Origin of the sequence: Kribbella sp. CA-293567 (assembly GCF_027627575.1) — a bacterium.
Taxonomy (GTDB): Bacteria; Actinomycetota; Actinomycetes; order Propionibacteriales; family Kribbellaceae; genus Kribbella.
This window is the reverse complement of sequence record NZ_CP114065.1, coordinates 5,277,466-5,304,036: the sequence shown is the minus strand read 5'-3', so window position 1 is coordinate 5,304,036 and position 26,571 is coordinate 5,277,466. Positions and strand designations below refer to the sequence as shown.

27 protein-coding genes are annotated in these 26,571 nt (G+C 70.1%); 16 read left to right on the top strand and 11 right to left on the bottom strand.

From position 1 onward, the window contains the following. Positions 1-20: 20 nt before the first annotated feature. From OX958_RS24345 to OX958_RS24335, 3 genes are read right to left on the bottom strand one after another with little or no spacing between them, the layout of a single operon-like run. Complete coding sequence (locus OX958_RS24345; RefSeq protein WP_270131666.1) at positions 21-698, bottom strand: ABC transporter ATP-binding protein; 678 nt, start codon at positions 696-698, stop codon at positions 21-23. Next, positions 695-1,534, bottom strand: a complete 840-nt coding sequence (locus OX958_RS24340; RefSeq protein ID WP_270131665.1) for an ABC transporter ATP-binding protein — start codon at positions 1,532-1,534, stop codon at positions 695-697. The genes OX958_RS24345 and OX958_RS24340 overlap by 4 nt, the downstream gene beginning before the upstream one ends. After that, positions 1,534-4,641 carry an FtsX-like permease family protein gene (locus OX958_RS24335; protein WP_270131663.1) on the bottom strand — a complete coding sequence of 1,036 codons (3,108 nt, stop codon included), beginning with the start codon at positions 4,639-4,641 and terminating at the stop codon, positions 1,534-1,536. The genes OX958_RS24340 and OX958_RS24335 overlap by 1 nt, the downstream gene beginning before the upstream one ends. Before the next feature lie 216 nt (positions 4,642-4,857). Here OX958_RS24335 and OX958_RS24330 point away from each other — a divergent pair, with 216 nt between their 5' ends. From OX958_RS24330 to OX958_RS24305, 6 genes are all read left to right on the top strand, one after another. Continuing rightward, positions 4,858-5,847 carry an aldo/keto reductase gene (locus tag OX958_RS24330; protein WP_270131661.1) on the top strand — a complete coding sequence of 330 codons (990 nt, stop codon included), beginning with the start codon at positions 4,858-4,860 and terminating at the stop codon, positions 5,845-5,847. Then, positions 5,844-6,671, top strand: coding sequence for an SDR family oxidoreductase (locus tag OX958_RS24325; RefSeq protein ID WP_270131659.1), 828 nt, complete (start codon positions 5,844-5,846; stop codon positions 6,669-6,671). The genes OX958_RS24330 and OX958_RS24325 overlap by 4 nt, the downstream gene beginning before the upstream one ends. Before the next feature lie 36 nt (positions 6,672-6,707). Continuing rightward, the gene (gene recO / locus OX958_RS24320; RefSeq protein ID WP_270131658.1) at positions 6,708-7,472 is read left to right on the top strand and encodes a DNA repair protein RecO; all 765 of its coding nucleotides are present in this window, start codon (positions 6,708-6,710) and stop codon (positions 7,470-7,472) included. A gap of 53 nt (positions 7,473-7,525) precedes the next feature. After that, the gene (locus tag OX958_RS24315) at positions 7,526-8,356 is read left to right on the top strand and encodes an isoprenyl transferase (protein ID WP_270131657.1); all 831 of its coding nucleotides are present in this window, start codon (positions 7,526-7,528) and stop codon (positions 8,354-8,356) included. Between the two features lie 123 nt (positions 8,357-8,479). Beyond that, complete coding sequence (locus OX958_RS24310) at positions 8,480-8,659, top strand: hypothetical protein (protein WP_270131656.1); 180 nt, start codon at positions 8,480-8,482, stop codon at positions 8,657-8,659. Continuing rightward, positions 8,656-9,432 carry a hypothetical protein gene (locus tag OX958_RS24305; RefSeq protein WP_270131654.1) on the top strand — a complete coding sequence of 259 codons (777 nt, stop codon included), beginning with the start codon at positions 8,656-8,658 and terminating at the stop codon, positions 9,430-9,432. Before OX958_RS24310 ends, OX958_RS24305 begins: the two co-directional genes overlap by 4 nt. Before the next feature lie 12 nt (positions 9,433-9,444). Here OX958_RS24305 and OX958_RS24300 read toward each other — a convergent pair whose 3' ends face one another. The 4 genes from OX958_RS24300 to OX958_RS24285 form a co-directional block, all read right to left on the bottom strand. Further along, positions 9,445-10,086, bottom strand: coding sequence for a response regulator (locus OX958_RS24300; RefSeq protein ID WP_270131653.1), 642 nt, complete (start codon positions 10,084-10,086; stop codon positions 9,445-9,447). Between the two features lie 2 nt (positions 10,087-10,088). After that, positions 10,089-11,306, bottom strand: coding sequence for a sensor histidine kinase (locus OX958_RS24295; protein ID WP_270131652.1), 1,218 nt, complete (start codon positions 11,304-11,306; stop codon positions 10,089-10,091). A gap of 77 nt (positions 11,307-11,383) precedes the next feature. Then, the gene (locus OX958_RS24290) at positions 11,384-12,217 is read right to left on the bottom strand and encodes an ABC transporter permease (protein WP_270131651.1); all 834 of its coding nucleotides are present in this window, start codon (positions 12,215-12,217) and stop codon (positions 11,384-11,386) included. Continuing rightward, entirely contained in the window at positions 12,217-13,140 is a 924-nt protein-coding gene (locus tag OX958_RS24285) for an ABC transporter ATP-binding protein (RefSeq protein WP_270131650.1), read from the bottom strand. The genes OX958_RS24290 and OX958_RS24285 overlap by 1 nt, the downstream gene beginning before the upstream one ends. A 117-nt stretch (positions 13,141-13,257) precedes the next feature. Between OX958_RS24285 and OX958_RS24280 the strand changes: the two genes are divergently transcribed. Both OX958_RS24280 and OX958_RS24275 read left to right on the top strand, forming a co-directional pair. Then, positions 13,258-14,352, top strand: coding sequence for an S-(hydroxymethyl)mycothiol dehydrogenase (locus OX958_RS24280; RefSeq protein ID WP_270131648.1), 1,095 nt, complete (start codon positions 13,258-13,260; stop codon positions 14,350-14,352). Beyond that, positions 14,352-14,957, top strand: a complete 606-nt coding sequence (locus OX958_RS24275; protein ID WP_270131647.1) for an MBL fold metallo-hydrolase — start codon at positions 14,352-14,354, stop codon at positions 14,955-14,957. Before OX958_RS24280 ends, OX958_RS24275 begins: the two co-directional genes overlap by 1 nt. Before the next feature lie 113 nt (positions 14,958-15,070). On the opposite strand, the gene OX958_RS24270 is transcribed toward OX958_RS24275, so the two are convergent. From OX958_RS24270 to OX958_RS24255, 4 genes are all read right to left on the bottom strand, one after another. Continuing rightward, the gene (locus OX958_RS24270) at positions 15,071-15,466 is read right to left on the bottom strand and encodes a Fur family transcriptional regulator (protein ID WP_270131646.1); all 396 of its coding nucleotides are present in this window, start codon (positions 15,464-15,466) and stop codon (positions 15,071-15,073) included. Positions 15,467-15,535: 69 nt separating this feature from the next. Next, a complete protein-coding gene (locus OX958_RS24265; RefSeq protein ID WP_270131645.1) occupies positions 15,536-16,540 on the bottom strand; it encodes a metal ABC transporter permease in 1,005 nt (334 codons plus the stop codon). Further along, positions 16,537-17,295 (bottom strand): metal ABC transporter ATP-binding protein, encoded by a 759-nt coding sequence (locus tag OX958_RS24260; protein WP_270131644.1) that lies wholly within the window; start codon positions 17,293-17,295, stop codon positions 16,537-16,539. Before OX958_RS24260 ends, OX958_RS24265 begins: the two co-directional genes overlap by 4 nt. Then, entirely contained in the window at positions 17,292-18,281 is a 990-nt protein-coding gene (locus tag OX958_RS24255; protein ID WP_270131643.1) for a metal ABC transporter substrate-binding protein, read from the bottom strand. Before OX958_RS24255 ends, OX958_RS24260 begins: the two co-directional genes overlap by 4 nt. 52 nt (positions 18,282-18,333) lie before the next feature. On the opposite strand from OX958_RS24255, the gene OX958_RS24250 reads away from it, so the two are divergent. The 8 genes from OX958_RS24250 to OX958_RS24215 all read left to right on the top strand — a co-directional run bounded on the left by OX958_RS24250 (position 18,334) and on the right by OX958_RS24215 (position 26,557). Next, positions 18,334-19,647 carry a YibE/F family protein gene (locus OX958_RS24250; RefSeq protein ID WP_270131641.1) on the top strand — a complete coding sequence of 438 codons (1,314 nt, stop codon included), beginning with the start codon at positions 18,334-18,336 and terminating at the stop codon, positions 19,645-19,647. 138 nt (positions 19,648-19,785) lie between these two features. Next, positions 19,786-20,925 (top strand): inositol-3-phosphate synthase, encoded by a 1,140-nt coding sequence (locus OX958_RS24245; protein WP_270131640.1) that lies wholly within the window; start codon positions 19,786-19,788, stop codon positions 20,923-20,925. Further along, positions 20,919-21,803, top strand: coding sequence for an SCO3242 family prenyltransferase (locus OX958_RS24240; protein ID WP_270131638.1), 885 nt, complete (start codon positions 20,919-20,921; stop codon positions 21,801-21,803). The genes OX958_RS24245 and OX958_RS24240 overlap by 7 nt, the downstream gene beginning before the upstream one ends. Beyond that, entirely contained in the window at positions 21,800-22,624 is an 825-nt protein-coding gene (locus tag OX958_RS24235) for a sugar phosphate isomerase/epimerase family protein (protein WP_270131636.1), read from the top strand. The genes OX958_RS24240 and OX958_RS24235 overlap by 4 nt, the downstream gene beginning before the upstream one ends. Further along, a complete protein-coding gene (locus tag OX958_RS24230; RefSeq protein WP_270131635.1) occupies positions 22,621-23,190 on the top strand; it encodes an EboA domain-containing protein in 570 nt (189 codons plus the stop codon). The genes OX958_RS24235 and OX958_RS24230 overlap by 4 nt, the downstream gene beginning before the upstream one ends. A 9-nt stretch (positions 23,191-23,199) precedes the next feature. Continuing rightward, entirely contained in the window at positions 23,200-24,051 is an 852-nt protein-coding gene (locus OX958_RS24225; RefSeq protein ID WP_270131634.1) for a TatD family hydrolase, read from the top strand. After that, positions 24,048-25,196: a metabolite traffic protein EboE gene (gene eboE / locus OX958_RS24220; RefSeq protein WP_270131632.1), complete on the top strand. Its 1,149-nt coding sequence runs from the start codon at positions 24,048-24,050 to the stop codon at positions 25,194-25,196. The genes OX958_RS24225 and eboE overlap by 4 nt, the downstream gene beginning before the upstream one ends. Continuing rightward, the gene (locus OX958_RS24215) at positions 25,193-26,557 is read left to right on the top strand and encodes an alkaline phosphatase family protein (protein WP_270131631.1); all 1,365 of its coding nucleotides are present in this window, start codon (positions 25,193-25,195) and stop codon (positions 26,555-26,557) included. The genes eboE and OX958_RS24215 overlap by 4 nt, the downstream gene beginning before the upstream one ends. Positions 26,558-26,571 lie beyond the last annotated feature (14 nt).

Genomic DNA, 26,571 nt, shown 5'->3' with positions numbered 1-26,571 from the left:
TGCGGGCGGTACTCCGAAAGTTACAGCCGGCGCTCCCAGGTCAGGCGGCCCTCGTCCATCAGGGCGTGCCCGTCGGCGCCGGCCGCGACGCTCGGGTCGTGGGTGGCGATGATGACCGCCGCACCCCGGTCTGCTTCCGCGCGCAGCAGTTCGAGCACGCGTTCCCGGTTGGCGCTGTCGAGCTCGCTGGTCGACTCGTCGGCGAGGATCACCTTGCCGCGTTGGGCCAGCCCGCGCGCCACCGCCACCCGCTGCTGCTCGCCACCGGACAACTCCTCGACCAGATGGTCGCCGCTCTCCTCCAGTCCGACGGCGGTGAGCGCTGCCAGGATGGTGTCGTCGATCGACTCCAACGTCTCCGCTCGTTCGTCCTCGTCGCTGGGCAGCTTTCGCTCCGCGAGCAACGGCATCGCCAGGTTCTCCCGCGCCGTCAGCACCCGCGCCAGCCCGTTGCCCTGCGGGATCAGGACGACGCCGTGCGCCGCGGCCGCGGGCCGGTCCATGATCTCCAGCCCGTCGACCTCGACCGTGCCCGACTTCGCCATCACCGCTCCGGCGATTGCCCAGAGCAACGAACTCTTGCCGGCGCCGGAGGGACCGCTGACCGCCAGCACACAACCGGGCGGCACCCGCAGCGAGACGTCCGCGACCGCGACCAGGTCGTCGTACGCGACGGTGAGGTTGGTGACCGTGATCATGCCTCGTCCTCCTGCTCGATCGGCGTCAGCCGGACCTCGCCGTCCTCGGTGGTGGTGACCCGCACCAACGTCCCCGGTGGCAGCAGTTCCGCGATATGCGGAGGCAGCGGCAACGAGCCGTCGGTCGCGACCACCGCGAACTCCTCGCCCGCGCGGCCCTCCGACGCGATCCGGCCGTCCTTGATGGTGATCGTCCGCGGCAGTACGGCGGCCACCTCGGGGTCGTGGGTGATCAGCAGCACGGTCATCCCGGTCGCCTTGTTGACCGTCGAGATGGCCGCCAGTACTTCGTCCCGCGCCCGGTGGTCGAGCTGGCTGGTCGGTTCGTCGGCGAGCAGCAGTCCGGGGAAGGTAGCGATCCCGACGGCGACCGCGCAGAGCTGGATCTGGCCGGGTGTGAGCCGCTCCAGCGGAGTCCGATAGTGGTTGCTCAGGCCAACGAGCTCCAGCACCTCCCGCGGAGTGGGCAACGACCGGCCGCGGACGGCGGCGCGCTGTGCGTACCGAACGTTGTCCTCAGGCGTGAGGTACGGGATCAGGTTGCGGCCGGCGCCCTGCAGGACGATGCCGACGTCACCCGCGCGCATCCGGTCCAGCTCGGCCTCGGTCATCCCGGCGACGTGGTGATCGCCGATCTGCAGCCGCCCGGCGCTCGGGGTCAGCAGACCACCGCACAACTGCAGCAGGGTGGACTTGCCGGCGCCGGACGGACCGAGCAGGCCGACCAGCTCGCCCGCCCGGACGCTGATCCCGATGCCGGACAGGGCCGCGACGTCGTGCCCCTGGCTGCGATAGATGTGCACCAGGCCGGACGTCTTGATCGCGAGACCGGTCATCACAGTTCCTCCCGGATCCGGGCGTAGCCGGCCCGGCGGTTGACGCCGGTGCCGAGCAGCAGGGTGGTCGCGGCCATGATCGCCGTACTGGCCAGCGTGAGAGTCAGCGCGACGGGCCAGTTGACGGCCAGGTCGAGCGGGATCGGGGACGGTTGGGAGGTCGGCGCGAACAACGGGATCATCGGCAGCGCGACGTACGCGCCGAGCACGCCGCAGGCCGAACCGAGCAACGCCGCCAGCGCGACCGGACCCGTCTGCTCCCAGCGCGCGGCATGTCCCGTCGTCGAAGCCGGTACGCCGGTGATCCGCAGGCTCGCGTAGTCCTGGGCCCGGGAGCGCCACGAGGTGACGATCATCAGCAGCAGCACGATGATCGCCAGCGCCCACCCGGCCACCCCGATCACCGGCGTGAGCTGGAGCGCGAGGGCGCTGGCCGAGCGGCCGTAGGTGCCGACCCGTTCCGAGCGCCGGTCGACGACGGTGGCGCTGATGCCCGACTTCGCGAGCCCCGCGATGATCTCGCCGGAGTTCGCCAGGCCTTCCGCGTTCAGCCAGATCTCGAAGTCGGTACTCGTGTCGGCCACGCTGCCGCCCAGCCGGCGCACACTCTCCTGATCGACCACGGAGGTGTGCTCGGTATAGCGGGGGACCGAGCTGCGCAGCCGGTCGAGCTTCTCGATCCCGATCCCGATGCCGTCCAGGCCGGGGACGGTCTGCGCCTCACTGACCGTGTGGTCCGGTGTCACCAGGGCCGGCAGCTCAGCCGGGATCCGGCTGGTCTGGAGATTGAGTTCGGCGCCCATGGTGGTGACGTCCAGGACCAGACCGTTCGGCGGTCCGTCCGCCGCCACGATGCTGCCCTGCGCCGCGTCACCGCCCAGCCGCTGGGTGGTCTGCCAGTCAGCCGCCCTACCGAGCGGAACGGTCGGCTGGGTCTCGGTCGAGACGTTGTCGATGGTGACCTTGCCACGCAGTCCGGCCGTGTCGCCGAGTTCACGCACGACGCCCAGCCGGATCAGCTCGCAGGACTGCGCGCAGTCGATCTCGGTGCTGACCTCGACCGGTTTACCCGGGACCAGCTTCAGCGGAGCGAACTGGACGACGTACCGCGATCCGGTCCGCAGGCTGAAGACCGTCGCCTGCAGGACGACCGACCTGGCCGGCGGTGGGGGCTCGATCATCTCGCCGTCCAGCGTGGGCCGCGAGTACGGCGCCAGCTCGCCGGGCGTTGCCCTGATCGTCAGCCGCTTGCCTCGCAGCTGTACCGCGGGCGGCGAGGTCGGAGCGCCGAGCTTGCCGAACCCCTCGTCGTCGGTGAGCTGGTCGCCGTGGAAGGCGATCCGCCGGAAGCTGTCCGGCTCGATCATCAGGGCCCGCAGGCCGCCGGTGTTCGAGGGGTAGGACAGCACCACCGGGGTCAGCCAGTTGCGATCCTTGTCGATCCGGTCGACCGCCGAGGTGAAGTCCCTGAAGGTGTTGACCTCCATCGCCAGCACTCCCTCGGCGCCGATCTCGTAGCCGGCCCGGTAGTCCCGGTTGCGGTCGGCGACGGACGAGGCCTGACCGGCGAAGCTCACCAGGGCGGTCGCGACGGCGACCACGGCGACGATGCGAGTCACGGCGGGGCGGCGGGCAACCTGGAGCGCGCCCAGCGCAAGACCGAGCCGACCGCCGCGCAACGCACGGCGACTGATCAGGCCGGAGGCCGGCAGCAGCAGGTGCGCGAACGACAACCCGACCGCGAGTGCCAGCAGGCTCGGCGTCAGGACCGGCAGGGGGCCACGGCCGCCGCCGGTCAGGGCACCGATCAAGCCGGCCGAGGCAACGACGATGACGACGATGTCGATCAGGCCGACCGTCCGGCCGCGGCGGCGCGGGGCGATCCGCCGGAGCAGGGTGGAGATCGGCTGCCGGACGACGGTCCGTACCGACCAGGCCACCACGGCGAGTCCGACGGCGGCCGCCAGCGCGACCGCGGCCAGGACTGTCCAGGGCAGCTCCAATGGAGCTCCGCCGTTCAACCAGGTACTGCGGACGATCATCATCACGCCGAAGCCCACCAAGAGGCCTGCCAGGGTGCCGATCAGAACCGGAACGGCCAGCTCCCCGGCCAGCGCCCGGCCGGACCGTCGAGCGCCGGATCCCCGCAGACGGGAGACCGCGAGCTCCGGGCGGCGTTGGTCGACCACGGCAGCCAGCGCGAGAGCCAGTACGACGACGCCGAACAACGCGACCTGCACCATCACCAGCGGGATGATCGTCGCTGCCTGGCGGCGTTCTACCTCGATGCCGTCGATCAGGCCGACCAGACCGGAGGTGTTACTGGCGGTCAGACGGAGGTCGGCCGCTCGCGCGTCGGCGTCGTCGGTGACGTGGCGAAGGCGGTCCAGGTTGTCGACCCGGATCCTGCCGGCCAGCGGACGGGTGTCCAAGGTCGAGCGAGCACCCCAGCCCTTCGCCAGGGTGTCGCGGCCGGTGAGCAGATAGTCGGAAACGGCAGGGCGCGTCTCGCTGGCCTGCCTCGAATGGCCCGTGGGGCCACGGCCGTACCAGTAGTCGTCCGCGTCGTCGGCCTGGTAGATGCCGACGACGCGAAGGGTGCCGCCGCCGGCGTAGTTGCTGGAGTTCGCCTTCAGAGTGGCGCCGATGCCGGCGCCGAAGTTCTTCAGGTCCGCGGTCGAGAGGACGATCTCGTTCGCGGCACCGGGACAGCGGCCCGCGGTCATCACCAGCCGGTCGCAGTAGCCGTCGCGCCAGAGCAGCCTGCCCTGGATGTTCACCTTCTTGCCCTGTGGGCCCCAGTCGACCGGCACTGTCATGCCCAGCGAGGGTGGGCTGAACAGCGGTTGCAGGTCGGCCGGGACGAGCTGAGCCAGCTCCTCGGGCGGGGGTGCCGTGGCCGGCCCGCCGACGGCCGGCGGCGGTGTCCCCTCCAGTTGCCAGGCGGCCGAAAGCCACTGGTTGTCCAGGGTCTCGGTCGTCACCGTCTGCTCGACGGCGCGGGAGAACCACGGAGCGAACGCCGCGCAGGTACCGATCAGCACGCTCACCCCTGCCAGGACGAGCATCTGGGACCATCGGTACCGCAGAGCCTGCCGCAGAAACATCAGTGGCCACCCCTAGCCGCCGGGAAATCGCTTGGTTCTGGCCGAAGATACGGATCTCGGGGTCTTCACAGCCGGTCGGCGGCCAAATGACACAGAGTCGTCACCTCTGGCGCCGGCGCCGCTGCGGAACGGCAACGGCCGGCTACCGATGGTGTCCGGGTCTCGCCGGCCGTGCCCCTCCAGCACGACCGGCCGGTCCGGCGGTAGGTTCGGTGCATGCGTGAATCCCAGCTCGGAGAACTGACCGTTTCCAGCCTCGGCCTCGGCTGCATGGGGATGTCCCAGTCGTACGGCGTCCAGGGTGACGAGGCGGAGTCGATCGCCACCGTGCACGCCGCGATCGACGCGGGCTGCACCTTCATCGACACCGCCGACGTGTACGGCGACGGAGCGAACGAGGAACTGGTCGGGCGTGCCCTGGCCGGGCGCCGTGACGAGGTGGTGCTGGCCACCAAGTTCGGGTTCCAGCGGTCGGCCTCCGATCAGGCGACGCCTACTGTGGTGAACGGCAGACCGGAGTACGCGGCGGCTGCCATCGATGCTTCGCTGCGCCGGCTCGGCGTGGACTCGGTGGACCTGTGGTACCTGCACCGGCGCGATCCCGAGGTGCCGATCGAGGAGACCGTGGGGGCGATGGCCGCCGCGGTCCAGGCCGGCAAGGTCCGCTACCTCGGCCTGTCGGAGGTCTCGGGCGAGACCGTGCGGGCAGCGCATGCGGTGCACCCGATCAGCGCGGTGCAGAGCGAGTGGTCGCTGTGGACGCGGGACCCGGAGACCGGCGTACTGCCGACGCTGCGGGAGCTGGGGATCGGGTTCGTGCCGTTCAGCCCGCTGGGCCGCGGCTTCCTGACCGGGCAGATCACCTCGCCCGACGACTTCGAGCCCGACGACATGCGGCGCGGGCTGCCGCGGTTCAGTGGCGAGAACTTCCAGCGCAACCTCGACCTGGTCGCCAAGGTGCGGACCCTGGCCGCGGAGAAGGGAGTGCTGCCGAGTCAGCTCGCGCTGGCCTGGTTGCTTGCGCAAGGCAACGACGTCGTGCCGATCCCGGGCACCAAGCGGCGGAAGTACCTGGCCGAGAACCTCGGCGCCGTCGACGTTTCGCTGACCGCCGAGGAGCTGGCCGCGCTGGATGCGGCGTTCCCGCCGGACGCGGTGTCGGGGGACCGGTACGCCCCGAGCGGGATGAACCAGGTGGGCAAGTGATCGGCGTGACCGGGGCCACCGGTCAGCTCGGATCGCGGGTCGCTCGGCGCCTGGCTGTGGACGGCGTGCCGCAGCGGCTGATCGTCCGGGATCCGGCGCGGGCGCCCGAGCTGCCCGGTGCGGAGGTGGCGCAGGCGGCGTACGGGGAGGGACCGGCGCTGCTGAACGCGCTGGACGGGGTGACGACGCTTTTGTTGCTGAGTGCAACTGAATCGGCGGATCGGGTGTCCTTGCATACGGCAACTGTCGACGCGGCGGTGGCGGCCGGCGTACGGCGGATCGTGTACACGTCGTTCGTCGGTGCCTCGGCGGCCGCGACCTTCACCTTCGCGCGCGATCACTGGCACACCGAGGAGCATCTGCGCGGCACCGGGGTGGAGTTCACGTTCCTGCGGGACAACCTGTACCTCGACTTCGTGCCCGGGTTCGTCGGTGAGGACGGGGTGATCCGCGGGCCGGCCGGGGACGGGCGGGTGGCCGCGGTGGCCCGGGACGACGTGGCCGAGGTCGCCGCTGCCGTGCTGAGGTCGGCCGAGCACTCGGGCGCGACGTACGACCTGACCGGGCCGGAGGCGTTCACGCTGACCGAGGCGGCCGGGTTGATGAGCGAGGCGTGGGGGCGGCCGATCCGGTACGAGGCCGAGACGCTCGACGAGGCCTACCGGTCGCGCGAGGGGTTCGGGGCGGCGCCGTGGGAGGTCGCCGGCTGGGTGACGTCGTACGCGGCGATCGCCAGTGGTGAGCTGAGCGGGGTGAGCAGCGCGGTGCGGGACCTCACCGGGCGGGCGCCGATCGGCCTCGCGGAGCACCTGGCCAAGAGCTGACGGCGGTGTGTCGGCGGGACCTGAGACACTGTCCAGGTGCCGCTCTACCGTGACGAAGCGATCGTGCTCCGGGTCCAGAAGCTGGGCGAAGCCGATCGGATCGCCACGCTCCTGACCCGGGGGCACGGCAAGATCCGCGCGGTCGCGAAGGGTGTCCGGCGGACGTCGTCCCGGTTCGGCGCCCAGCTCGAACCGTTCAGCCACGTCGACCTGCAGCTCGCGACCGGCCGCAGCCTCGACGTGGTCACCCAGGCGGTCTCGATCGCGCCGTACGGGCTGGGCATCGTCAGCGACTACGCCCGCTACACCACCGGCACCGTGCTGCTCGAGACCGCCGATCGGCTGGTCGTCGAGGAGAAGGAACCCGCCACCCAGCAGCACTTGCTGCTGGCCGGCGCCCTCCGCGTGCTCTCGGTCGGCGAGCGCACTCCCGGCCTGATCCTGGACTCGTTCCTGCTCCGTTCGCTGGCGATCTCCGGTTATGCGCCGTCCTTCGACGACTGCGCGAAGTGCGGCGAGCAAGGCCCGCACCGCGCCTTCAACCCCGCCGCCGGCGGGATGGTCTGCGCCACCTGCCGCCCACCCGCCTCCGCGATGCCCGCGCCCGTCACGGTCAACCTGCTGGCAGCCCTGCTCACCGGCGACTGGCCCACCGCGGAACGCACCGACCCGCGAACCCGCCGCGAAGCCTCCACCCTCGTCTCCGCCTTCACCACCTACCACCTCGACCGCCTGCGTTCCCTCCGCCACCTGGACCTCTCGACGCAAGCCGCCCAGCTCGACCTGCCCGCGGAAGCCTGAGTCGCGCGCCGGGCGGTGGTCGCGCGGCGCGGCGGGTTTGGGAGGATCTGGGTATGTCGCCAATTGGTCGTCGCCGGGGTCGGGTGGAGCGGGGTACGCGGGGAGAGGTGGTTGCTCCGGAGCCGCACCCGTCGGGAGCCCGGCCGCCGGCGATTCCGCCGGAACTGGTGCCGAACCACGTGGCGATCGTGATGGACGGCAACGGGCGCTGGGCGAAGGCCCGCAACCAGCCGCGGACCGAGGGGCACAAGGCGGGCGAGTCGTCGCTGCTCGACGTGATCCGGGGCGGGATCGACATCGGGGTGAAGTACATCTCGGCGTACGCGTTCTCGACCGAGAACTGGGCCCGGTCTCCGGAGGAGGTCCGGTTCCTGATGGGGTTCAACCGCGACGTGATCCACCGCCGGCGTGACGAACTGGACGCGATGGGCGTGCGGGTGGTGTGGTCCGGGCGGCGGCCGCGGTTGTGGAAGAGCGTGATCGACGAGCTCGAGTACGCGCAGGAGCGGACCAAGGACAACGACACCATCACGCTCCAGTTCTGCGTGAACTACGGCGGCCAGGCGGAGATCGCGGACGCGATGAAGTCGATCGCGGCGGAGGTCGCGGCCGGCCGGCTCCGGCCCGACCGGATCACCGAGAAGACGATCGCGCGACACCTCTACCACCCCGACATCCCGCCGGTCGACCTGTTCGTCCGGTCGTCGGGGGAGCAGCGCACCTCCAACTTCCTGGTCTGGCAGCTCGCGTACGCCGAGATGGTCTTCCTCGACACCCTCTGGCCAGACTTCGACCGCCGGGACCTCTGGCGCGCGATCGAGCTCTACGCCGAGCGCGACCGCCGCTACGGCGGTGCCGTTCCCAACCAGGTCGAACCGGCCTGACAGCCGGTACGCCGTACCGGTGGGAGCCGACCGCCCACCCGGTACGTCGTACCACCCGTGAGCCTGGCGAGGTCTAGGCTCGCGAGTCGACCAGTGGTTCGTCGCCAGAAGGAGTTATCGACCGTGGATCAGCAGCAGTCGCCGGAGCAGCAGGTACCGGTGGTGGACGGACAGACCGCCTACCAGAACCTGCGGGAGGCCCGGGCCGAGATCGAGGACGTCAGCGCGCTCCTGCGCCAGGCGCTCGCCGACGACGACCAACTGGCCGCAGCGCCCGGCGATGAGCCGCGGGAGACCCGATGAGCGCCCAGCGGGCCGCTGAGCTGGCCGATCACGTCGCGCAGTCGATCCAGGAGGCGCGGGGTTCGTTGACCAGGGCGGCCAACGCTGCCGAGGATCTCGGTCAGGTGACGCGTCAGATCGAGGGCAGCGTCGAAGAGCTGAACTACAGCGGCAGCCTGGCGGGCCGGTCCGACGACCCGGCGCGGTTCCTGCGCGATGCCCAGGACCACGCGTCCGACGTGTACCGCCGGCTCGGGCAGGGCGAGGAGCTGATCGGCGACGTGCGCTCCCAGCTGGACCAGACCCGTGATCGGCTGACGGAGGGTCGCCGGTCGCTGGACGAGCTCACCCAGGTTCCGGAGCAGCGCAGTGAGGTGACGGCCGGCCTGAGGCAGCGGCTGGACACGCTCGACGCGGCAGTTCGGACCGCCGGGCGGCAGGTGGAGCAGGTGTCCCGGAAGTTCGCCGTTGCCCAGGGCAACGTCGAGCCGATGGTCGACCAGGCGCGGAACGGGAATCTGCAGGACCTGACCTCGTCGAGCGTCGCCAGCACCGGGCGGTCGGCGGAGCAGAACGTCCAGCAGGCGAAGTCGGAGCTGCGGAACCTGCGCGAAGGGTTCGACGAGGCGGGTCCGGTGGCGAACCAGGCGCAACGCGATGCCGTCGAGCTCGACCGGCTCGCCCGGGTCGGGTTCAACCCGCCGATCGGTCAGCGGACGTCGGCAGGCTCGGCCGAGACCGCGTACCGCGGCCACGCCGGCGGCCCCGACCGCCAGAACACCCCCGAGCGGTAGGACGGGCGCGGCTCAGCGGCGGGGCGAGGGAAGCAGCCCGCGTTCGATGGCGACGGTGACGGCGTGAGTGCGGTCGTCCACGTCCAGTTTGGTGAAGAGGCGCTGCAGGTGGGTCTTCACGGTGGCCTCGCCGATGAACAGTTCGCGGCCGATCTCCGCGTTGCTCAGGCCGCGAGCGACCGCCGCGAGCACCTCGAGCTCGCGCGGCGACGGCTGCACGGCGGCGGGCGCGGGCGGCGTACGGAGACGAGACATCAGGCGTGCGGCGACCGGTGGCGCCAGCACGGTCTCGCCGCGAGAGGCGGCGCGGATTCCGTCCAGCAGTTCGGCGTGCGGTGTGTCCTTGAGCAGGTAGCCCGCGGCCCCGGCCTCGACGGCGTGCAGGATGTCGGCGTCCGTGTCGTACGTCGTCAGCACCAGCACCTTCGTCTCCGGATATCCCGCGACGATCGCCCCGGTCGCCGAGACCCCGTCGCGACGCGGCATCCGCAGATCCATCAGGACGACGTCCGGCCGGGTCGACTCGACCAGTGCGAGCGCCTTCTCGCCGTCACCGGCCTCGCCGACCACCTCGATGTCGTCGGTCACCGCGAGCATCCCGATCAGCCCCGACCGGACCACCGGATGGTCGTCCACCACCAGTACGCGAACCATCGTCACCCTTCCTGCCCTGTCGCCGGAATCAGCACCTGCACCCGCGTACCCCGGCCCGGCGCGCTGTCCACCGACACCGTGCCGCCGGACTCCTCGACCCGCCCGCGCATCGCGGCCAGACCGTAGCCACCGGACGAGGTACCGGGTGAGAAGCCGGACCCGTCGTCGCTGATCTCGATCGCCACTCCGTCGGCCGACAGCCCCAGCCGGATCCGCACCCGAGTCGCTCCGGCGTGCTTGCGCACGTTGGCGAGCGACTCCTGCGCAGCCCGCAGCAACACCACCTGCTGCCCCTGTGGCAGCGCCGCTACCTCGTCGTCACCCATGTCCAGCGACACCTGGACGTCCACGCCGGTCTCCGCCGCGAACCGCTCACCCTGCCGCCGCAGTACCTCGGCCAGCGTCGCCCCGCTCAACGCCACCGGAGTGAACGCCGCCACCAACGCCCGCGCCTCGGCCAGATTCTCCCGCGCCGTGTCCTCGATCGCCGCCAGCCGCGTGGCGACCGGATCCACCGCACCGCGAGTCAGCTCGACGGCCGCCGTCTGCGAGAGCATCACGATGCTGGTCATGCCCTGGGCGAGCGTGTCGTGGATCTCGCGCGCCATCCGCTCCCGCTCGGCCATCACTCCGGCCGTGTGATGCGCCTCGGCCAGCTCGTCGCGGGCCGCCTCCAGTTGCTCGATCAGCTCGGCCCGCTGCTCGCTCTGGCTGATCACCCGATCGATCCAGATGCCGAGCAGCAGGCTGACGACCAGGCTGATCACCATCCACGGCAGGATGTTCCAGAAGGCGTCGACCGACCATCCCGCCGCCCACAGCTGAGCCGTGCCGACCGTGAACAGCAGCAGGACGCTGAGCGGTACGGCGTCCCACGTGCGGTCGCTCAGCAACCAGATCTGCGGCGAGACGATGAACAGGATGAAGACCGACTGCGGGTAGAGCCCGACGGCCGCGCTGACGCAGACGATCATCAGCCACCGGTAGAGCTGGGACTGCCATCGGCTGCGGGAGACCATCGCGGGCATCGCCAGCAGCCGGTAGGCCACGGCCAGCACCCCGAGCAGGCTCAGGTAGGCAATCTGCCGCCCGCCGGTCAGGTCCGGGGAGAGCAGCGCGGCGAGCACGATGACGGCGAGCATGCCGTAGAAGACGACGTGCCAGCCGACCAGGGTGCGCATCCAGACCGGCGCTTCGGCCCGGCCGTGGGAGAGCTCCATGCGCACCATCCTCCTCCAGAACCGCCGCCGGACACTCATCGCGCCCGCGGCGCCGCCGGAGTACCGCGGACCGGACATCAGCCGGCGTCTTGCCGGGTCCACCGGAACACCCGCTGGGCGACGATCAGCCCCACCACCAGCCACACCGTCAGCACGATCGCGCCGGTGCCGAGCTGCCAGGACCCGGCCGGCTCGTTCACCTCGAACCCGGCCGGCAGGAACACCGACCGCATGCCCTGGGCGAGCCACTTGAGCGGGAAGACCGAGGCGACCCCGCGCATCCACTCCGGCAGGCTGCTGTAGACGAAGTAGACGCCGGAGATGAACTGCAGCAGCAGGACCACCGGGGTGACGACCGCGGAGGCCGCCTTGCCCGACTTCGGGACGACGCTGAACGCGATCCCGAGCACCGATCCCGACGCCGTACCGAGGACGAAGATCCACCCGAAGTCGAGCCAGCGGGCCGGCTCGGTCGGCAGGTCGACACCGAGCAGCAGCCCGGAGATGCCCAGCAGCAGCACGATCTGCGCGATCGAGGTGACCAGGACCAGCCCGATCTTGCCGGCGAAGTAGGCCTGCGGCGGCATCGGCGTACCGCGGAGCCGCTTCAGCAGGCCCATGTCACGCTCCAGCGCGATGCTCATCGCCAGCGACTGGAAGCTGCTCAGGAAGATGCCGGAGGCGATCATCCCGGGCGTGAAGTAGGTGGCGGCGTTGACGCCGTTGCCGAAGTCGCCGTCGCCGAAGACGGCGGAGAAGATGCCGAGGAAGACGATCGGGAAGAAGAAGGTGAAGATCAGCGCCTCCTTCTCCCGGAAGAACTCGCGGACCTCGAGTCTGGTCCGGGCCAAACTCAGCGACAGCGTCGACGGCAGCGGCCTGGTGGTCGGGGTGGTGTCGGTGGTGACCATCAGAGGGCTCCGGCTCCGGCTTCGATCGCGTCGGCGGCGGCAAGGTCAGCGGCGGCACCAGCAACGGCGGTGGCACCAGCGCTGCTGATCAGCTCCAGATAGATGTCTTCCAGGCTCGGCCGCCGGACTTCGAGCTCCGGTACCTCGCCCCCGAAGCGGGCCAGCAGCGCCGCGACCTCGGCGGCCGGCCGGTCGGTGCGCAGCTCCTGCGGGCCGTCGGCGTCGGTCCAGGTGACCCGCGCGGTCCGGGCGCCGCGACCACCGAGGGTTTCCGGCGTACCGACCTCGATCATCCGGCCGTCGGCGATCACCCCGACCCGGTCGGCCAGTTGTTCGGCCTCGTCCAGGTAGTGGGTGGTCAGCAGGATCGTCGTACCGTCGGTGCGCAGTCCCTCGATCAGCGTCCAGAACTGCCGGCGCGCCTCGGGGTCGAACCCGGTGGTCGGCTCGTCCAGGAACAGCAGCTCCGGGTTGCCGACCACGCCGAGGGCGACGTCGAGGCGGCGGCGCTGGCCGCCGGACAGCTTGCGCGGTCTGGCCTTGCGCTTGTCCGTCAGCCCGACCGCGGCGATCACCTCGTCGGGATCCCGCGGGTTCGGGTAGTAGCCGGCGTAGTGACTGACCAGCTCGGCCACCGTCGACTCGGCCTCGTCCCGGGAGCTCTGCAGTACGATCCCGATCCGGCTGCGCCACAGCCGGTCGCCCCGGGCCGGGTCCGCCCCCAGCACCCTGACCTCGCCCTCGTCCGCACGGCGGTACCCCTCCAGCACCTCCGTGGTCGTGGTCTTGCCCGCGCCGTTCGGGCCCAGCAGGGCGAACACCTCACCGCGATGGATGTCGAGGTCGACGCCGGCCACGGCGACCTTGCCCGGGTAGCGCTTCACGAGTCCGCGGACCCGGATCGCGAGGTCTGTCTGTGTCATGTCCCGACTCTCGCTTTTCCGCGCGCCGCCGGGGAGCACCGGACGGCGGACCGGTTGTCCACCGACCGGGGGACACGGAGCTGTACTCCCTGTCGGTCCTTGGATAGCGTCGGGCGCATGAGTCAGACCGTGCGTGGAGTCGTCGCCCTCAGCAAGGGCGCACCAGTAACCATCGAAGAGATCACCATCCCCGACCCCGGCCCCGGCGAGGCGGTCGTGAAGGTGCAGGCCTGCGGCGTCTGCCATACCGACCTGCACTACCGCGAGGGCGGCATCAACGACGAGTTCCCGTTCCTGCTCGGCCACGAGGCGGCCGGCATCGTCGAGTCCGTCGGTGAGGGCGTCACCGAGGTCCAGCCCGGCGACTTCGTCGTCCTGAACTGGCGGGCGGTCTGCGGCAACTGCCGCGCCTGCCTGCGCGGTCGCCCGTGGTACTGCTTCAACACGCACAACGCCCAGCAGAAGATGACCCTTGCCGACGGCACCGAGCTGTCACCCGCGCTCGGCATCGGCGCGTTCGCCGAGAAGACCCTGGTCGCGGCCGGTCAGTGCACCAAGGTCGACCCGGACGCGAAGGCCGAGGTGGCCGGTCTGCTCGGCTGCGGCGTGATGGCCGGCCTCGGTGCCGCGGTGAACACCGGCAACGTCGGCCGTGGCGACACCGTCGCGGTGATCGGCTGCGGCGGAGTCGGTACGGCGTCCGTCGTCGGCGCACGGCTGGCCGGAGCCGCCCGGGTGATCGCGCTGGACATCGACCAGCGCAAGCTCGACGTGGCGCGGGAGCTCGGCGCGACGCACACGATCAACTCCAAGGACCTCGACCACGACGGGGTCGTCGCGGCGGTCCAGGAGCTGACCGGCGGCTTTGGCGCCGACGTGGTGATCGACGCGGTCGGCCGTCCGGAGACCTGGAAGCAGGCCTTCTACGCGCGGGACCTGGCCGGCACGGTGGTGCTGGTCGGCGTACCGACGCCGGAGATGACGCTGGAGATGCCGCTGATCGACTTCTTCGGCCGGGGTGGTTCGCTCAAGTCCAGCTGGTACGGCGACTGCCTGCCGAGCCGGGACTTCCCGCTGCTGATCGACCTGCACCTGCAGGGCCGGTTGCCGCTGGAGCGGTTCGTGTCGGAGACGATCGCGCTGGACGAGGTCGAGGCGGCCTTCGCCAAGATGCACCACGGCGACGTGCTGCGTTCGGTGGTGGTGTTCTGATGGCGGCCCGGATCGAGCGCGTGATCACGTCCGGCACCTTCAGCCTGGACGGCGGCGACTGGGACGTCGACAACAACGTCTGGCTGGTGGGTGACGACGAGGAGGTGCTCGTCGTCGACGCGGCCCACTCCGCCGACGCGATCGTCGAGGCGGTCGGCGGCCGTCGCGTGGTGGCGCTGGTCTGCACCCACGGTCACAACGACCACATCAACGCCGCCCGGGACTTCGCTGCGGCCACCAAGGCGCCGATCTGGCTCAACCCGGCCGACCGGATGCTGTGGGACACGCAGTACGACGTCGCTCCGGATCACGAGCTCGCCGACGGTTCGACCTTCGAGGTCGCCGGTACGACGCTGGTCGCGATCCACACTCCCGGCCACAGTCCCGGCAGCATGTGCCTCTACGCGGCGGACCTGGGCGCGGTCTTCACCGGCGACACGCTCTTCCACGGCGGCCCCGGCGCGACCGGTCGCTCGTACTCCGACAAGCCGACCATCCTGAACTCGATCGAGACCAGGCTGCTCAGCCTGCCGCCGGCGGTCGTGGTGCACACCGGCCACGGCGACACCACCACCATCGGCGCCGAGATCGGCAACATCACCTGACGGCCCGGACCGCCATCACACACCAACCTCATCTCGCGCTGTGACCGCCCGCTCGAGTGAGCTGTTCTGCGGGCCGGCAGCGGTGGTTGGTGTGTGGTGGCGGTCCGCCTGGGTCAGGCGGGCTTCTGGCAGTCGGCGCAGGTGCCGAAGATCTCCAGCGTGTGGCTGATGTCGGCGTAGCCGTGCTCGGCGGCGACCTTGTCCGCCCAGCGCTCGACGGCCGGGCCCTCCACCTCGACGGTCCGGCCGCAGTTGCGGCAGACCAGGTGATGGTGGTGACCCTTCGAGCACCGCCGGTACGCCGTTTCGCCGTCCGCGGTGCGCAGCACGTCGACTTCACGCGAGTCGGCGAGGGCCTGCAGGGTGCGGTAGACCGTGGTCAGACCGACGGCCTCACCCGCGCCCCGGAGCTCCTGGTGGATCTCCTGGGCCGTCCGGAAGTCGTCGAGGTTGTCGAGCGCGGACGCGACCGCCGCGCGCTGACGGGTCGAGCGTGTTCCGATGGCCACCGTTCCTCCTGTCATCCGGTCACCGTGATTTCCGCGGCAACCCGCCCAATTCTCTCAGAAGTCAACAACTTAGTGTTCATCCCAGTGGTCCCCGTGTGCGGCATGCAGATGACCGTCGTGAACATAGTCGACGTGGTCGCCGTGCTCGATCTTGGGATGACCGCACTTCGGGTCATGGGCGTGCTGGTGCGAAGTGCTGACCACGTGGGGTTCCGGGGCAGGCAGGCCGAACTCGGGCTCCTCGTCGGCCAGCGGCGCAAGGGCGCCTCGGCGGCGGCGGAGCAGGGTGCCGGCGATCGCGGCGACGATGAAGCCCGCCAGCGCCAGTACGACGATGGTCGCGCCCGGCGCGACATCCGCGTTGTAGGACGTGATGATGCCGGCCAGACAGGCAGTGACGCCGATCGCACAAGCAGTGACGAACGTACTGCGGAACGACCGCGTGAACTGCTGAGCAGTAGCCACTGGAACCACCATCAGCGCACTGACCAGCAGCAAGCCGACAGTGCGCATCGCGACCGTGACGGTCACGGCGGCCATCACCGCGATCAGCAGGTTCAGTAGCTGCACCCGCAGACCGGTGACGCGCGCGAACTCCTCGTCCTGACACACGGCGAACAGCTGCGGCCCAAGCCCGATCGCGACCACCAGGACGGTCACCGCCAGCCCGACCACGACGTACAGATCGGCAGGGGAGACAGTGGTCAGCGAACCGAACAGGTAGGTGTTCAGAGTCGCTGCGCCTTGCCCTGCCAGGCCGATGAGCAGTACGCCGCCCGCAATGCCGCCGTAGAACAGCAGGGCGAGTGCTACGTCTCCACTGGCCTTCCCGCGGGCCCTGACCAGCTCGATGGCGCAGGCGCCGACGATGGCGACCACGATCGCGGTCAGTACTGGCGCAGTACCGGTCAGGAGACCCAGTGCGACGCCGGTGATCGCGATGTGGCCGATGCCGTCACCCATCAGGGACAGGCGTCGCTGGACGAGGTACGTGCCGATCGCGGGAGCGGACAGGCCGGTGAGCAGCCCGGCGATCAACGCCCGCTGCATGAACTCCAGCTCGAACAACGTCATGACAGCCACCCCGGCTCGTCTTCGATGGACCCGTGCGGGTGGACGTGGGCGTGCGTCTGCGAGGCGTGCGGCGGGCCGTCGTACACGATCCGGCCGCGGCGCAGTACGACGGAGCGGTCGATCAGCGCGTCCATCGGGCCGAGGTCGTGGCTGACCATCACGACGGTCGTGCCGCGCGCGACCCGTTCCCTGATCGCGTCGGCGAAGATCGCCTGGCTGGCCAGGTCGACGCCGGCGGTCGGTTCGTCCAGGATCAGCAGTTCGGGGTCCGACACGAGCGCGCGGGCGATCAGTACGCGCTGCTGCTGACCACCGGACAGTTCGGCGACGGCGTCCTTGCGCCGGTCGGCCATGTCGACGATCTCCAGCGCCTCGTCGACGGCCGCCCGGTCAGCCGCCTTCAACGGCCGGAACAGCCGCCGCTTCGAGAGCAGTCCGGAGGTGACGACCTCAGCCACCGTCGCCGGTACGCCGCCCGCGGCGGTGATCCGCTGCGGTACGTATCCGATGCGGCTCCACTGCCGGAACCGCGGCACCGGCGTACCGAAGAGTTCGACCGTGCCCCGGGCCGCCGGCAGCAGGCCGACCGCGGTGCGGATCAGAGTGGACTTGCCCGAGCCGTTGGTGCCGAGCACCGCGACGACCTCGCCCTGCCGGATCGACAGGTCGACGCCTCGCAGCACGAGACGACCGCCCAGGTCCACCGAGAGATCGGTGACCTGGACGGCCGGCGGTTGGTGGTCTGGTGGTGTCACGCGCAGCTGTTCGCCTTCCGGAGCTCCTGCAGATTCTCGCGCATCAGCGAGAGGTAGGTCTCCTGGGAGTTCGCGTCCGACAGGCCCTCGATCGGGCTCAGGACCGCGGTCTTGACCTTGACGTCGCGGGCGATCGACTCGGCCACCTTCGGGCTGACGAGCTCCTCGTAGAAGATCGTGGTGACTTGCTGCTTGCGCACGATCTCCTGGACCTCCTTGATCCGCGACGGGGTCGGCTCGGCGTCCGGGGTCACTCCGGCGATGCCGACCATCGTCAGACCGTACCGCTTCGCGAGGTAGGCGAAGGCCTCATGACTCGTCACGAACGTCTTCAGTTTGCAGTTGGCGAGCCCGGTCCTGAACTCGGTGTCGAGCTTGCCGACGTCGCCGAGCAGGGTGGCGGCGCGCTGCTTGTAGCCGTCGGCGTGGTCCGGGTCGACCGACACCAGCTTGTCGGTGACGGCCTGGACGACCCCGGCGTACCGGACCGGGTCCAGCCAGAAGTGCGGGTCGAGCTCGCCGCTGGCGTGCGCGGCCGGTGCGACGTACGCCGCGGGGGTCACGGTGGCGGCCGGTTCGTCGTGCGCCTCGCCCTCCTCGTGCTCCTCGAAGTCGGCGCCGGTGTCCTCCAGCTTGGCGGCGGGCGCGACGTCGAAGCCGGCTTCCTTGGCGTTCTGGTCGACGGCCTCGTCGACGGCCGGCTGCAGACCCTTCTCGAAGACGACGAGTTTGGCGCCCGAGATGGTGCCGACCTGCTTCGGCGTCAGCTCCAGGTCGTGCGGCTCGACGCCGGGGGCGGTCAGGGTGGTGACGTTCACCGCGTCGCCCCCCACTGACCGGGCGATGAACTCGAGCGGGTAGAACGAAGCGACCACGTCGAGCTTGCCGTCGGATCCACCGGCGGCGTTGTTGTCACCGCAACCTGCCAGAGTGACCACTGTCAGGGCGGCGAGCCCGGCGACGACTGCACGCGTACTAGATCTCATGACAATCATTTTCATTTAACTGGGGATGGTTGTCAAAACAGGGAGTTGACGTATGGCCAAGCGGCCCGTAGGACGGCGGCGCGCCGACACCAGGTCGAACCGCGGGCGCCGGCTCGAAATTCCGCAGGGTCACGGGCACGGACATGGGCACGGCGACTCGGTGGTGGACACCTCGGTCGTGGACGCCGACGCGGTGGTCGCCCGCCGCGTCCGGATAGTGGTCGCCGCGGTGCTGATCCCGCTGATCACGGCCGCGCTGATCGCCATGGCGGTGATGTGGCCGGGTGGCGACATGAAGATCGCCGCCGCCGAGCAGACCGGCGCCAGCGGTACGGTCGTGTCGCTCGCGCCGTGTCCGGAGACTCCGGCCGACTGTGACGAGGCGACGGTCAAGCTGCGGAGCGCGCCCGGAGCGGACAAGGGCCTCGAGGTGCCGGTCGAGGTGCCCAAGGGAAAGAACGCGGCGGTGCCGATCGAGGCCGGTGACCGGCTGATCCTCGGCGTCCAGAAGGACGCGCCGATGGAGAGCCGGTACCAGTACGTCGATCACGACCGGTCGATCCCGCTGGCCGCGCTGGCCGTGGTCTTCGGGATCGCGGTCATCGCGCTGTCGCGATGGCGAGGGGTCGCCGCACTGGGAGCCCTGGCGGTGACGGCGCTGACGCTGACGCAGTTCATCCTGCCGGCCATCCTGAAGGGCTCGAACCCGCTGCTGGTGGCGGTGGTCGGCGGCTCGGTGATCATGGTCATAGCGCTCTATCTGACCCATGGGATCAACGCGCAGTCGTCGGTGGCGCTGGCCGGGACGATCGCCGCGCTGGGGCTGACGGCCCTGCTGGGATGGGGGTTCGTCAAGGTGAGCGCCTTCTCGGGGCTGGCCGGCGAAGGCGCCTCGGCGGTGAAGGCCTACGTGCCTGACCTCGACCTGACCGGATTGCTCGTGGCGGGCATCGTGATCGGGTCTCTAGGGGTGCTCGACGACGTGACGGTGACCCAGGCCAGCGCGGTCTGGGAGCTGTCGGCGGCCAATCCGGAGGCCGGTCGGGCAGAGCTGATCGGCGCCGGTCTGCGGATCGGGCGTGCGCACGTGGCCTCGGTGGTGAACACGCTGGTGCTCGCCTACGCGGGGGCGGCGCTGCCGATCCTGATGGTGTTCGCGATCGGCGGGGTCTCGACGGGCTACCTGCTCAGTACCGAGGTGGTGGCGGTGGAAGTCGTCCGAGGTCTGGTCGGAAGTCTCGGGATCATCGCGGCCGTCCCGCTGACCACCGCGCTGGCCGCAATGGCTGTCGCCGATCGGTCCCGCGACCTGGTCGCCGGACCGATCACCACCTCACCGACCGGAGAATCCACGGATTCCGCCTGATCGGCGAATTCGGCGGTTGACACAACAAAGTCGGTGGCGGCATCTTCCCAAGCGGTCGGCAGTCGATCTAGAGTTCCGATCTGTCACGGATCGTCCGTCCCAGATCACCTTCCGTGGCTGGACTCGTGAGGAGCCGCGATGTGTCGACGCGTTGGTGTCTGGCTGTTCGGAGCAAGAGGATCGGTCGCCACGACGACGATCGCCGGCGCGGCCGCTCTGAACCACGGCAGCCCGCCCGCCGGGGTGGTGACCGAGCTCCCCGCCTTCGCTGACGCCGGTCTGGTCCCGCTCGACCACCTGGTCTTCGGTGGCCACGACGTGGTCGAGACGCCGCTGACGAAGCGCGTCGAGCAGTTGATGGCCGGTGGAGTGCTCCCACCGGGCCTCGACCGCTTGATAGCAGCCGAACTGGCGGAAGCCGACCGGAACATCGTGCTGCTGCCAGGCCGCGGGCGGAGCGAGCCGGCTGCTCCGCAGCGGGCGCTGGTGCAGCGGATGGCCGAGGACATCCGAGCCTTCCGGTTGCGGAACGACCTGGATCACGTGGTGGCGATCAACGTGGCTTCCACCGAAGCGCCGTACGCGATGGATTTTGCCGGGGTGGCCGAGTTGCGGGCGGCGCTCGACGGCAGCGACGTGGTGCCGGCCAGTGTGCTCGGCGCGCTGGCCGCGTTCGAGGCGGGCGCGGCGTACGTGGACTTCACGCCGTCTCCCTCGATCCGGCCGGCGGTTGTGCGGGACTGGGCGGTGGAGAAAGGCCTGCCGTACGGCGGGCAGGACGCGAAAACGGGCGAGACGCTGGTGAAGAGCGTGCTCGCGCCGATGTTCGCGGCCCGCGCTCTGCCGGTGCACGCCTGGTCCGGGACGAACCTGCTCGGCGGCGGTGACGGCGCCACGCTGGCCGATCCGCGGGCGGCCGAATCGAAGAGCATCTCCAAGGAGCGTGGACTCACCGAGCTGATCGGCGACGTCGCGGGGGAGGTGCACATCGACTACGTGGACCCGATGGGCGACTGGAAGACGGCCTGGGATCACGTGCTGTTCTCGGGCTTCCTCGGCGTACGGATGACGCTGCAGTTCACCTGGCAGGGCTGCGACTCCGCGCTGGCCGCTCCGCTGGTGCTCGACCTGGCCCGGCTGTCGGCACTGGCCCTCGAACGCGAACACGTCGGCGCGATGCCGTTCCTCGGCTTCTACTTCAAGGACCCGATCGAGTCGGCGGAACACTCGCTGGTCCGCCAGTACGACGAACTGGTGCGGTGGGTCCGCGAATGCTGAAGCAACCGGTACGCCGTACTCGACTCGCCGACCTGGCCGAACTGGTCCGGGCTCCGGCCGCGCTCACCGTTCCAGGCGACGTCCTCGCCGGCGCAGTAGCCGCAGGCAATCTCCGGCCGGCCCGCCTGGCTGGTCTCGCTGCCTCCTCGATAGCCATCTACTGGGCCGGCATGGCGCTCAACGACTGGTCCGATCGAGACCTGGACGCAGTCGAGCGGCCCGAGCGCCCCATCCCCTCCGGCCGAGTCACCCCGCGTACTGCGCTCGCCCTCGCCTCGGGTCTCACTGCTACCGGCCTGGCCCTCTCAGCCCTCGCCGGAGGACGCTCCACCCTCCGCACCTCGGCGGTCCTGGCAGCCACTGCCTGGACCTACGACTTAGCCGCCAAGAACACCCCGGCCGGCCCGTTCGTCATGGCGACGGCCCGAGCCCTGGACGTGCTGGTCGGCGCCGGCTCCAGCCGACGCTCCGCCGTACGGCCGGCACTGGCCATAGGCACCCACATCCTCACCACCACTCTCATCTCCCGGGGCGAAGTACACGGCAGCACCCCTGCTGCTTCCCGAGCCGCACTAGCGGCCACTGCTGCGATCACCACGGCGACAGCCGGCCACCGCAGGTCGAGCCCAGCAACATCCACAGGCAACGCGGCGGCGTTGGCCGGTTTGTACGCGTGGTCCGTGGGACGGGCTCAGGTAGCTGCAGCTCAGGAGCCGAGCGCGCAGAACGTGCGAAAGGCAGTAGGAGCAGGGATTCACGGGTTGGTGCCGTTGCAGGCGGCCTGGTGTGCCAGAGGCGGCAAGCCGCTGCTGGGCGCCGGGCTGACGGTCGCGTTGCCGCTCGCCAAGGCGCTGGCACGAAGGATCTCGCCGACATGAGACTTGGTTACGGGACCAACGGATTCGCCAATCACCGGCTGCCGGAGGCGCTGGCGGTGATCGCCGACCTCGGGTACGACGGGGTCGCGTTGACGCTCGACCACAACCATCTGGATCCGTTCGGGCCGGAGCTGCGGCAGCGCACCGCCGAGGTCGGCAGAATGCTTGCCGAGCGCAACCTTTCGGTGGTGGTCGAGACCGGCGCCCGGTACGTGCTCGATCCGTATCGCAAGCACGAGCCGACCCTGCTGCACACCACCGGCGCGGAGTGGCGGATCGCCCTGCTGGAACGCGCCGTCGAGGTGGCCGCCGACCTGAATGCCGACGCGGTCTCCTTCTGGTCCGGCAATCTTCCGTCCGGCGTCTCACCCGAGCTCGGCTGGCAGCGTCTGGTGGCCGGCTGCGAGCAACTCGTCGCGTACGCCGCCGACCGCGGTGTGCGGCTCGGTCTCGAGCCGGAGCCCGGCATGCTCGTCGACGATCTGGCCGGCTACCTCAAGCTCCAGGCCGAGGTCGGCAGCGAGACGCTCGGCCTCACGCTCGACATCGGTCACCTGGTCTGCAACGAGCCCCAGTCCCCACCCGCCTGCATCGCCGCCGCGGCGCAGTACCTGGTCAACGTCCAGATCGACGACATGCGTCGTGGGGTGCACGAACATCTCGAGTTCGGCACCGGTGAGGTCGACTTCCCGCCGGTCTTCCAGGCTCTGCGCGAGATCGGCTACCAAGGTCTGGTGGCGGTGGAGCTCCCACGCCACTCGCATGCCGCCCCGACGGTCGCCAGAGAGTCGATCGAGTTCCTGCGCAAGGCGTCAGCATGATGCGGGCAGAGCTGTTGGAGGAGCTGCTGCCCGCGGCAGCGCGTGCTTGGCTTGCGGACGCACGCCGGGAGCCGCTGGCCTCAGCTTTCCCCGCAGCAGCTCGCAAGGTCGGTCGCGAGCGGCTGAGCCCGGCCTGGACCACCGACCAGGCGGCCCGAGCGCTGCTGCTCGTCGGCGCCTCGGCGACCGACATCCTCGAGGTCTACCGGTACGGCGATGCGGCCGAGAAGCTCGCCGTTCTGCACGCCCTCTCGGTCCCCGACCTCGCGGAAGCGTTGCAGGACCAAGCGGTCCCGATCATCGAGGACGCGATCCGCACCAACGACCGGCGGCTGATCGCGGCCGCCCTCGGGCCCTACGCCACCGAGCACCTCCCTCCACACGCCTTCCGCCAGGCAGTACTGAAGTGCGTGTTCGCCGACATCCCGCTGGCCGTGGTCGACGGCCTGCCGAAGCGGGTGGATCAGGAACTGATCCGGATGATGTCCGATTTCGCCACCGAACGGAGCGCAGCCGGCCGGGACCTCCCCGCCGACTTGGAGGCGTACCTCACCAGCCCGCCCTGAGAGGTCAACATGCGCATCTTCGATCCGCACATCCACATGACGTCGCGGACCACCGACGACTACGCCGCGATGGCGGCCCACGGAGTGCAGGCCCTGGTGGAGCCCGCGTTCTGGCTGGGGCAGCCGCGGACCAGCGTCGGCTCGTTCGTCGACTACTTCGACGCGTTGATCGGCTGGGAGCCGTTCCGCGCGGCGCAGTACGGGATCAAGCACCACTGCACGATCGCGCTCAACCCGAAGGAGGCCAACGACCCGCGCTGCCGTGAGGTGCTGGAAGTGCTGCCGCGCTACCTCGCCAAGGACGGGGTGGTCGCGGTCGGCGAGGTCGGCTACGACTCGATGACGCCGGAGGAGGACGAGGTCTTCGCCCACCAGCTCGACCTGGCCCGGCAGTTCGAGCTGCCCGTCCTGGTCCACACCCCGCATCGCGACAAGGGCGCCGGTACGACGCGCACGCTCGACGTGGTGAAGGAGTCCGGCGTCGCACCGCACCTGGTGGTGGTGGACCACCTCAACGAGGTGACGGTCAAGGAGGTCGCCGACTCCGGCTGCTGGATGGGCTTCTCGATCTACCCCGACACCAAGATGGACCCCGGCCGGATGGTGGCGATCCTGCAGCAGTTCGGCACCGACCGGGTGCTGGTCAACTCGGCCGCCGACTGGGGGAAGTCCGATCCGTTGCGGACCTACGCGACCGGTCGGGCGATGCTCGCCGCGGGGTTCACCGACGACGACGTCGACCAGGTCCTGTGGCGCAACCCGGTCGCCTTCTACGGCCAGTCGCAACGACTGGAGCTCGGCGAGAGCAGCCCGCCGGACACGTTCGCGGGCAACTCGATCCTGCGAGGGGCCAGACCATGAGGTTCCGCCATCCCGACGGCTCGGTCGTCCACCTCGCCTACTGCACCAACGTCCACCCGGCCGAGGATCTCGAAGGCGTCATCGCCCAGCTCGACGGCTGCTCCGCGCTCGTCCGCGAGGAACTCGGCGTCCCGGTCCTCGGCGTCGGCCTCTGGCTGGCCAACACCCTGGCCGACCGGCTGGCCAACTCGTCCGTCGCCCTCAACCGGCTGCGCCGCGCGCTCGACCGCAACGGCCTCGAAGTCGTCACCCTGAACGGCTTCCCGTACGCCGGTTTCCACGATCGCGTGGTCGGCAAAAAGGTCTACTCACCGGACTGGACCGAGCCGGCCAGGCTCCAGTACACCCTCGATCTGGTGGACGTGCTCGCCGAACTGATGCCCGCCGACGCGGCGTACGGATCGATCTCGACCTTGCCACTGGCCTGGCGTACGCCGTGGAACCGGACCCGTGACGCTCAGGCCCGGGAGGCCTTCAACCGTCTCGAACTGCGCCTCGCCAGATCCCAGGAGTCCACCGGCCGCCGCATCCGGGTCGCGATCGAACCAGAACCCGGCTGCATCCTCGAGATGATCCCGCAGGCCGCCGACTGGCTCACCCCGTACGCCGCGCAGTCGCTGGTCGGCCTGTGTCTCGACACCTGCCACCTCGCGGTCCAGTTCGAGGAGCCTGCCGAAGCGTTCGCCACCCTGCGGCGGGCCGGCGTGGAGGTGGTCAAGAGCCAGGTCTCGGCCGCCCTGCACGTTCCGCACCCCGACGATCCGGTCGCGCTCGAACTGCTGAACGAGTTCGCCGAGCCGAAGTTCCTGCACCAGACCCGCGAGTACGGCGGCCCCGGGATCGACGATCTCGACCTGATCGACCAGCTGTCCGGGCGGGCGTCCTGGCGAGTGCACTTCCACGTTCCCGTGCACGCCGCGCCGCGCCCGCCGCTGACCAGCACCACCGGGGTCCTCGAGGAGAGCCTGCAGCACCTCGTCGGCGGTGTCCGTCCGCTGACCCACCATCTGGAGTCCGAGACCTACACCTGGTCCGTGCTGCCGACCGCACCCAAGAACCAGCGTGAGCTGGCCGAAGGCATCGCCGGAGAGCTCGCCTGGCTGCGCGACCGCCTGGTCGGCCTCGGTCTGGAGGAGATCAAATGAGCAAGCAGGTCGTGGTCATCGACGTCGTCGGTCTCACCCCTCGGCTGCTGCGCAGGATGCCCAGGCTGCGGCAACTGCCGCTGAACCGCGAGCTGGGCACCGTGCTGCCGGCGGTCACTTGCTCGGCCCAGGCCACCTTCCTCACCGGCACGCTGCCGAAGGAGCACGGCATCGTCGGCAACGGCTGGTACTTCCGCGAGCTCGGCGAGGTCTTCCTCTGGCGTCAGCACAACCAGCTCGTCCAGGGGGAGAAGGTCTGGGACGTTGCCCGCCGCAACAACCCGCGGTACAAGGTCGCGAACGTCTGCTGGTGGTACGCGATGGGCGCGGAGACCGATCTGCTGGTCACGCCGCGACCGATCTACTACGCCGACGGCCGCAAGGCGCCGGACTGCTACACCCGGCCGGTCGAGCTGCACGACCGGCTGACCGGCAAGCTCGGCGACTTCCCGCTCTTCCACTACTGGGGGCCGACGGCATCGATCAGGTCGAGCGAGTGGATCGTTGCCGCGTCCCGGCAGATCCTTGCCGAGGACGACCCGGACCTGCTGCTCACCTATGTCCCGCACCTCGACTACGACCTGCAGCGGTACGGCGCCTCGTCGGTCGAGGCGACCCGGGCCGCGATCGCGCTGGACGCCGTACTGGCTCCGTTGCTGGACGATGCCGAGGCCAAGGGGGCGACGGTGATCGTGCTGTCGGAGTACGGGATCACCGACGTGTCGCGGCCGGTCGACCTCAACCGGTTGCTGCGCGCGGAAGGGCTGCTGGAGGTGCACACCCAGGACGGGATGGAGTACCTCGATCCGTGGACGTCGCGTGCCTTCGCGGTCGCGGATCATCAGCTGGCTCACGTGTACGTCAAGGATCCGGCCGAGGTGGACGCCGTCCGCAAGCTTCTCGACGGATTGCCAGGGGTGGCCGAGGTACTCGATGCCCAGGGCAAGCAAAAGTACGGGCTGGATCACGAGCGAGCCGGTGAGCTGGTCGCGGTGGCGGAGCCCGACTCGTGGTTCACCTACTACTACTGGCTCGACGACGAGCGTGCGCCGGACTTCGCCAGGGGAGTGGAGATCCACCGCAAACCCGGCTACGACCCGGCCGAGCTGTTCTTCGATCCGGCCGACCGGTGGGTGAAGCCGCGGGCGGCGTCGTACCTGCTGAAGAAGAAGCTCGGACTGCGCTACGCGATGTCGGTGGTTCCGCTCGACCCGTCGATCGTGCGCGGGTCCCACGGCCGCCTGCCCGCTTCGCCGGAGGATGGTCCGGTCTTCCTCAGCAGCGATCCACAGCTGGCTCCGGCGGGACGGATCGAGGCGACCGGCGTACGGGATCTGATTCTGAGAGCAGGAGAGGACTAGGGTGTGTCTCCTAA